This window comes from Streptomyces sp. NPDC048659 (assembly GCF_040650575.1).
Classification (GTDB): domain Bacteria; phylum Actinomycetota; class Actinomycetes; order Streptomycetales; family Streptomycetaceae; genus Streptomyces.
This window is the reverse complement of the sequence record NZ_JBEZHM010000032.1, coordinates 86,242-93,600: the sequence shown is the minus strand read 5'-3', so window position 1 is coordinate 93,600 and position 7,359 is coordinate 86,242. Positions and strand designations below refer to the sequence as shown.

Here is a 7,359-nt window from a genome sequence, read left to right as displayed (position 1 = left end):
GCGACCACGCCCTGCAGGTCCAGGGAGTAGTTCAGCTTGTCGTTGATGATCATGACGTTGTAGCCGGGGTAGGCGTTCATCGTGTCGTCGAGCTGGCGGTGCACGAAGCCGGGCCGGTCGTTCTCCATCCGGATGTCGTTCAGGACGTTCCCGATGATCGGGCCGATGTTGCCCCAGGCGTCGACGAAGATGTCGAGCTTCCAGCCCGCCATCGCCCCGACCTGCCCGGCCGGCGGGGCCGGGACACCGGCCGGGACACCGGCCGGGACCGGAGCGGCCTGCGCGGTCGCGGGCAGCAGCAGCCCGGCGGCGGTGACGGCACCGATGACGGTCAGGGCGGCGCGCTTGAGGTTCTTCGACATGGAAGGCTCCTTCGGAGGTGTTCCGGGCATAGGGATGCCCGGGATCTGTGGGCGAAAGGTGTGAAAGGGAAGACGGGGGTGTCACCGGCCGGTGCGGCCGGGCTCACCCCGGTCCGGTCATCCCCAGTCGTTGGTGAGCGGACCGACGGTGCCCGGGGCGGGCTCGCCGCCGGAGGCCGCGCTCTGGCCGGAGGTGGCGGTCACCGGGCCGGGAGCCGGAGTGTCGGTGCTGTCGGCGTGGGCCACGCCGGCCGCGCCGGTGACCAGGAGGGCGGCGATGGCGCCGGACACGATGCGGGCCGCGATGCGGTTCACGGGATACCTCCTGGGCTGACGCTGCTGCTGGACGTGGATGCCGTGTTCGGGCCCTCCCGCCGTTCTCGTCCCGGCGGGCCGCCCTCACAAGAAGAATGTTGCCCCCGCGAGCACCGCTCCGGGCGGCCGTGGCCGTGCAGCAAAGAGCCCACTTCCCGCGCACTTTCCTGCACCCCCCGCACCCGCCCCGGCAGCCGCTCCGACGGTCGGCGGTGGTCGGCGTGATGGCGCGCGGATCGGCCAACGCCCTGGCGTTCCTGGGTGTCACCGACGCCGAGGAGCGGCTCTACCGGGCGGTCCTCAGGGACCGCGACGACATCGGCGAGCACAGCCCGGCCACCGTCACCCGGGCCCTGGAGCTGGGCATCGTGGTCCGCACGGAGGCCGGCGGGCTGCGCCCGCTCTCCCCCAAGCGGGCGGTCGAGCGGCTGATCGAGCACCAGGTGGGCCGGGTCCAGGACGACCTCCAGGAGACCGCCCGCAGCAGCGGCGTGGTCCGGACCCTGAACGCGGAGGGCGAGGCCGCCGCCAAGGCGGTGCACGACCGTCCGGGGATCCAGCAGATCGAGGGCCTGGAGGCCGTACGGGCCGTGATCGACGAGGTGACGTTCTTCGCCCGTACGGAGAACCTGACGACCAATCCGGTCGGGGTGCTCTCGGCGGAGTCGATCGAGGTCTCCCGCCCGATCGACCTGCGGATCCTGCGCCGAGGGGTGCGGATGCGGACCCTCATGGCGGCGGCCTGCCTCCAGGACGGGCCGACCATGGCCTATCTGCGGGAGCTCGCGGGCCGGGGCGCGGAGATCCGGGTCTCCCCGCACCCCCTAGACCGCATGATCATCTGCGACCGCTCCGTGGCGCTCACCCCGATCGACCCCTGCAACACGGCCCGCGGAGCCCTGCTCACCCGGGAGTCCGGCCTGGTCAGCACTCTGGTCTCGCTCTTCGACCGGATGTGGGACGCCTCCAACGAGCTGCCCGAGGCGGAGCTTCCCACGCTGACCGAGACCGAGCGCCAGGTGCTGCAGAGCCTGTACCTCGTCGACAAGGACGAGACCGGGGCACGGCAGCTGAGCATGGCCCTGCGGACCTACCGCAAGCACGTGGCCCGGCTCATGAGCCTGCTCGGCGCCGACAACCGCTTCCAGGCCGCGCTGCGCGCCCGCGAACGCGGGTGGATCTGACGCCATGGCACCAGCCCGCCCGCCCCTCGGCCCCGCCCGGACCCCCGGGCCCGGCCCCCGCCCGGACCCCCGGCACCGGGGCCCTCCCGGACGGCAGTCACGAGCGGCAACCCATACAAGGTTCCACCCATTTATTTCCATTAAGGATGAATCACATGCGCATGCGCACGAAGATCACCGGCGCGTTGACCGCCGCGGGAGCGACCGTCCTGCTCAGCCTGGGAACGGCCCCGGCCGCCCACGCCGCCGGCAACGTCTTCCAGTACCACAACGCCAGAACCGGGCTCTGCCTCGACTCCAACGCCAAGGGCGACGTGTACACGAAGACCTGCGGCGCGACCAACCCCTACCAGCAGTGGGAACGCGGGGTGCAGAACGGCCAGATCCTGCTCCGCAACGTCCAGACCCGCCGCTGCCTGTGGATCGACCCCTTCCTCCCCGGCCACCTCGAGACGGATCCCGCCTGTGGCAACGGGATGCTCTGGACGGAGCTCTACTCCGGCGGGACGTACCGGCTCGTGGACGAGTACCTCAACCTGAACACGGGCCAGACCTCCACCCAGGCCGTGGACTCCGACGCCAAGGGCAACGCCTACGCGAAGACCTACGGATCGGACAACCCCTACCAGCAGTGGACCGTGACCTCCCCCTGAGCCGGGAACAGCACTCGCCCGACAGCCCCGCACAGCCCGACATGACCCGCACCACCCCCGGCACCCAGCGCCGGCCGGCTCTCCAGGGAGAAACGCCATGACCATCCGCAACACCCTCGGCGGCCTCGCGGCCACGGCGGGCGCCACCGCGCTCCTGCTCGCCGGCATGACCACGACCGCCCACGCCGCGGGCGGCCCCAGCGGCGGCATCTGGCGGCTCCAGAACGTCCAGACGGGGCTCTGCCTCACCGACAACGTCAGCTCGGTCACCACCTCGTCCTGCTCCACCACCAGCGCGTACCAGAAGTGGGACTACAAGCGCGTCAGCGGAAAGATCCAGCTCCAGAACCAGGGAACCGGCCGCTGCCTGAGGCCGCAGAACATCTTCTCCCTGTTCCTGGAGACCCGGCCGTGCGGAATCGACGGCAACGACCTCTGGGACGAGTACTTCATCAGCGGGAAGCTCCGCCTCGTCATCAGCGGCAACGCGCTGGACTCCGACGCCAAGGGCAACGCGTACCTCAAGCAGTACGGCGACACCAACCCCTACCAGCAGTGGTACCTCACCACGAGCATCCCCGGCTGACGACCCGCACGGCGCCACGCTGACCACCTGACGGCCCCGGCCGGAAAGGCCCCCGCCCGGTCTCCCGGGCGGGGGCTTCTCAGTGGACCAGCCAGTGCGGGTCCGGCACCACCGTCAGCAGCGCCGAGACCAGCACCACGCCCCCCAGCACGGCCAGCTCGGCGCGGGCCGGCGGCTGGGCGTCCGCGCCGCGCAGCATCCGGCGGCGGGCGGTCAGGGCGAGCAGGGCGGCCACCCCGAAGAGGGCCAGCTTGAACAGCAGCACCCTGCCGTACGCGGTGGTCAGCACGGCGTCGAGCGGGAGGCGCCGCAGGGTGGAGCAGGTGCCGGTGACGGCGAGGGCGGCGAAGACCCAGGCGGCCATCCTGGCGTACCGCCGCAGCACGTCCGCGCCGCCCTCCCGCAGCCGCATGGTGCGCAGCACGTACAGCAGGGTGCCGCACCACAGGGAGGCGCCGGTGAGGTGGACGACGGTGAGGCCGAAACCGATGGCCGGGGTGTACGCCTCGGGGTGGGCGCGCAGGGCCTCGGCGCCGACGGCGACGGCCAGCGGGGCGAGCGCGAGCGCGGGGCGCCGGGAGGCGGCGCACAGGGCGGCGAGGGCGAAGGCGTTGGCGGTGACCAGCAGCAGCCGGCCCTCGCGGAGCCCGTAGACGGTGCCGAGCCGCAGTCCGCTGATGACGGCGAGCAGGCCGAGCAGGGCGGCCGAGGAGGCCAGCCCGAGGGCGGCGGCGGGCAGCGACCAGCGGCGGGGCAGCGGGCCCTCGCCGGCCAGCCGGACGCCGACGAGCTCGCCGAGCTGGACCGCCAGGGCGAGCAGGATGAACAGGCGCAGCAGGGTGATGGTGCCCGCCGCGGGGATCTCCAGTTCGCCGGTGCCCGTCTGGGCGACTCCGGCGCCGAGGAGGGCGGCGGCGAGGGTGGCGGCGGCGGCGAGCAGGGCCGCGGTCAGCCGGATCGGGGTGCCGAGGGGGCCGGGGAGCGTCACCGGACGATCGTCACCGGGGGCCGGACGGGCGGCAACTCACGTACGTGCGCTTGGTCGTACGGCGCCGCCCGCCCCGCCCCCGCGGGGGCTCACGCCTTGCTGAGGTGGGCCCAGAACTCGTCGAAGGACAGCTTCTTGTCCCCGTTGTCGTCGCGCTGCTTGATGAGCGCCTCGGCGACGGTCTCGGTGACGTTGAAGTCGCCCAGCTGCGCCATGACGCTCTTGTACTCGGCGGCCGTGATGAAGCCGTCCCCGTCCACGTCGAACCGCTCGAACGCGGTCCGCGCCTCGTTGATGTCCGCCACTGCTTCCCCTTCGTGGTGCTTCGATGTCCGGGCCAGATTAGCGGGCGCCTCCGTGCCGGATGATGGGGGTATGAACAGCGACGTGGCAGGCATCCTGGACGCGGCGGCCCGCGGGGAGTTCCCGCCGCCGGACGGCTCGACGACGATCCTCCCCCAGCCGAACGGGCGGGACGCGGGGGTGCTGTCGTTCACGGCGCACTCGGTGGTCTTCCTGGACGAGGACCCGGAGTGGATACGGGCGGAGCTGGCGGCGGCGTCGACGGATCCGCTGGTGGCGAGCATGACCCCGCGCTTCCTGTCGGCGCTGATGGCGCGCACCGGCCGGTACGTGAACACGATCGACCTGATGACGGTGGCGGGGGCGCTGCCGGGCGAGCCGGAGATCGCGCTGCGGGAGATCCGGGACCAGGGGCATCCCCGGGTGGCGCGGGCCCTGAAGTACCGCGACGAGGTCCGGGTGTGGGCGGCGGACGGCGGGGTGCTGATCCTGGGCCGGGGCGTCGCGGGCCGGATGGAGGCGGCGGTGGAGGTCGACGCGGACGCGCGGCACCGGGGTCTCGGCCGGGCACTGGCGCGGGCGGCCCGGCAGCTGACCCCGGACGGCGTGGTGTGGGCGCAGAACAGCCCGGGGAACGCGCGCAGCGTCCGCGCCTTCCAGGCGGCGGGGTACCGCCCGGCGGGCGCGGAGGTGCTGCTGGTCGCGCGCTAGCGGCTCAGCGGAAGACGCCGGTGTGGCCGAGGGAGTAGCGGCCGGGCTGGGGGTAGACGGCGAGGCCGTGGGGGCCGCTGCCGACGGGGATGCGGGCGAGCTGCTTCCCGTTGGTGGTGTCGATGGCGTAGACCTCGGAGTCGTAGCGTCCGGAGAGCCACAGGACCTTGCCGTCGGCGGAGACGCCGCCCATGTCGGGTGAGCCGCCCTGCGGGAGCCGCCACTTCTTGGTGAGGCGGTTCTGGGTGAAGTCGAAGACGGAGACGGTGCCCTCGCCCCGGTTGGACACGTACATCTCCTTGGAGTCGCGGGAGACGTAGAGGCCGTGGCAGCCCTTGCCGGTGGGGAGCAGGGTGGGGGTGGTGAACTTCTCGCCGTCGAGGACCCACATGCCGTGGGCCATCATGTCGGCGATGTAGAAGGTCTTCCCGTCCGGGGAGATCTTGACGTCCTGCGGCATGGCGCCCTTGAAGGGCAGCTTCTGCTGGCCGACGACGGCCATCTTCTCGGTGTCGACCTTGAGGAGCTCGCCGGAGAACTCGCAGGAGACGACGAAGTAGCGCCCGTCGGCGGAGAAGTCGGCGTGGTTGACGCCGTAGCAGGAGACGGGGACGGTCTTGCGGCGCTCCATGGTGTGCGGGTCGCGGAAGACGAGCTCGCGGTCGAGGGAGGCCATGACGACGGCGTACTTGCCGTTCGGGGTGAAGTAGAGGTTGTACGGGTCGTGGACCTCGACGGGCTTGCCGGCGGCGCCGGTGGCGGGGTCGATGGGGGTGAGGGTGTGGCCCCGGTTGTTGTTGACCCAGAGGGTCTTGAGGTCCCAGGAGGGCACCACGTGCTGGGGCTGCCGGCCGACCGGGATGGTCTCGACGACCTTGAAGGTGGCGGGGTCGATGACGGAGACGGTGTTGGAGTTGGTGTTGGGGACGTACACCCGGGAGGGGAAGTCCTTGACGACGGGCGAGAGCCGGTTCGGCCGGTCGGCGGCGTAGACGTCGTCGGGCTGGAGCAGCGGCGGCATCCCGGGCAGTCCGGCGGCGGTGCCGGCCTTGGGGACGGCGGGGAGCACGGCCGCCTCCTTCTTGGCGGCGCCGCCGGTCTCGGCGGGGCGCGGGCCGCCGCAGCCGGCCAGGGTGAGGAGCAGGGCGGCGGCGAGGAGGCCCGTGGTGCGGGCGCGGGCGCGGGGGGCGGGGGTCGGCATCAGCTCAGCAGCTCCGTGGTGGTCACCGCGCGCAGGCCGCGGCGGTGGAGGTCGGCGAGGAGGGCGGGCAGCGCGGCGACCGTGTCGGCGTAGCCGAAGTGGAGGCTCACCACGGATCCGGCGCGCAGGGGGCCGGTGACGTTGGCGACGACGGCGGCGGGGCCCGGCGAGGTGAAGTCGAGGGAGTCGACGTCGTACGAGAGGACGTGCGGGTAGCCGGCGCGGTGGGCGGCCCGGCGGACGGGCTCGGCGGCGTGCTGGGTGCGGGAGGGGCGGAACCAGGTGCCGATGGAGCCGGTGAGCCGGCGCAGGCGGGTGGCGCAGCCCTGGATCTCCTCGTAGGCGCGGGCCTCGGTCATGGTGTTGACGTCGATGTGGTGCTGGGTGTGGTTGCCGAGGTCGTGGCCGCCGTCGAGGATCCGGCGGGCCATCTCGGGGTGCCGGTCGAGCCACTCGCCGACGGCGAGGACGGTGACGTGGGCACCGGCCCGTTCGAGGTGGCCGAGGGCGGCGCGGGCGAGGGCGGGGTCGCCCTGGCCGTGGAAGGTGAGGGCGACCCTGGGGCGGTCGCGGGGGCCGTGGGCGATCTCCTCGGGGCTGCCGGGGTAGCGGCGCGGCGCGGGGGCGGCGGCAGGGGCGGGCGCGGGGCCCTGGGGCGGCGCGGGGCGCGGCGGCGTGCCGCAGGCGGTGGCGAGGGCTCCCGCGAGGGCGGTGGCCGCGCCGGCCCGGAGGGCGCCACGGCGGTCGATCGGCATCACGGCACCATTTAAGGGGCGCTATGCCGGAAAAACGATGATTGGGCCAATTCAGGACGATTGCACGGTGATTGCGGGCCGGGACAGGGTGTCCACTATGCGGACAAGGCGAGGAAACACCCGATGAACGCCATACTTATTCATCGTTTACAAGGATGGTGCCCCACGTCACCAACGATTCATTGGTAAACTGTGACGATCTGTCCCGATTTAGACCGCTATCGACTTTTGGCGGAGCGGCCCTCCGTCTGTCATAGTCGATGACACGACCCCCATTGACCCGGGCCAGGTCGACATGGCG

10 protein-coding genes are annotated in these 7,359 nt (G+C 72.4%); 4 read left to right on the top strand and 6 right to left on the bottom strand.

Translation table 11 applies throughout. The features are described 5' to 3' along the window. Both AB0C99_RS23755 and AB0C99_RS23750 read right to left on the bottom strand, forming a co-directional pair. Positions 1–362, bottom strand: a 362-nt coding sequence (locus AB0C99_RS23755) for a hypothetical protein (RefSeq protein WP_362478353.1), incomplete at its 3' end; no start/stop codon positions are given. A 117-nt stretch (positions 363–479) separates the two neighbouring features. After that, on the bottom strand, positions 480–677 hold the full coding sequence (locus AB0C99_RS23750) for a hypothetical protein (RefSeq protein ID WP_362478350.1): 198 nt from the start codon (positions 675–677) through the stop codon (positions 480–482). A gap of 224 nt (positions 678–901) precedes the next feature. Here AB0C99_RS23750 and AB0C99_RS23745 point away from each other — a divergent pair, with 224 nt between their 5' ends. The 3 genes from AB0C99_RS23745 to AB0C99_RS23735 all read left to right on the top strand — a co-directional run bounded on the left by AB0C99_RS23745 (position 902) and on the right by AB0C99_RS23735 (position 3,100). Further along, positions 902–1,861, top strand: coding sequence for a helix-turn-helix transcriptional regulator (locus AB0C99_RS23745; RefSeq protein WP_362478347.1), 960 nt, complete (start codon positions 902–904; stop codon positions 1,859–1,861). A 155-nt stretch (positions 1,862–2,016) separates the two neighbouring features. Further along, positions 2,017–2,514, top strand: coding sequence for a hypothetical protein (locus tag AB0C99_RS23740; RefSeq protein ID WP_362478344.1), 498 nt, complete (start codon positions 2,017–2,019; stop codon positions 2,512–2,514). 97 nt (positions 2,515–2,611) lie between these two features. After that, a complete protein-coding gene (locus AB0C99_RS23735; RefSeq protein WP_362478342.1) occupies positions 2,612–3,100 on the top strand; it encodes an RICIN domain-containing protein in 489 nt (162 codons plus the stop codon). A 79-nt stretch (positions 3,101–3,179) separates the two neighbouring features. Here the strand turns inward: AB0C99_RS23735 and AB0C99_RS23730 are convergent, their stop codons facing one another. Both AB0C99_RS23730 and AB0C99_RS23725 read right to left on the bottom strand, forming a co-directional pair. Next, on the bottom strand, positions 3,180–4,088 hold the full coding sequence (locus tag AB0C99_RS23730; protein WP_362478339.1) for a CopD family protein: 909 nt from the start codon (positions 4,086–4,088) through the stop codon (positions 3,180–3,182). 89 nt (positions 4,089–4,177) lie between these two features. Then, a complete protein-coding gene (locus tag AB0C99_RS23725) occupies positions 4,178–4,393 on the bottom strand; it encodes an EF-hand domain-containing protein (protein WP_362478337.1) in 216 nt (71 codons plus the stop codon). A gap of 70 nt (positions 4,394–4,463) precedes the next feature. Between AB0C99_RS23725 and AB0C99_RS23720 the strand changes: the two genes are divergently transcribed. Then, positions 4,464–5,102 (top strand): GNAT family N-acetyltransferase, encoded by a 639-nt coding sequence (locus AB0C99_RS23720; RefSeq protein WP_362478335.1) that lies wholly within the window; start codon positions 4,464–4,466, stop codon positions 5,100–5,102. A 4-nt stretch (positions 5,103–5,106) separates the two neighbouring features. Here AB0C99_RS23720 and AB0C99_RS23715 read toward each other — a convergent pair whose 3' ends face one another. Further along, positions 5,107–6,303 (bottom strand): YncE family protein, encoded by a 1,197-nt coding sequence (locus AB0C99_RS23715; protein WP_362478333.1) that lies wholly within the window; start codon positions 6,301–6,303, stop codon positions 5,107–5,109. After that, on the bottom strand, positions 6,303–7,058 hold the full coding sequence (locus AB0C99_RS23710) for a polysaccharide deacetylase family protein (RefSeq protein WP_362478330.1): 756 nt from the start codon (positions 7,056–7,058) through the stop codon (positions 6,303–6,305). Before AB0C99_RS23710 ends, AB0C99_RS23715 begins: the two co-directional genes overlap by 1 nt. Between the last annotated feature and the right edge of the window lie 301 nt (positions 7,059–7,359).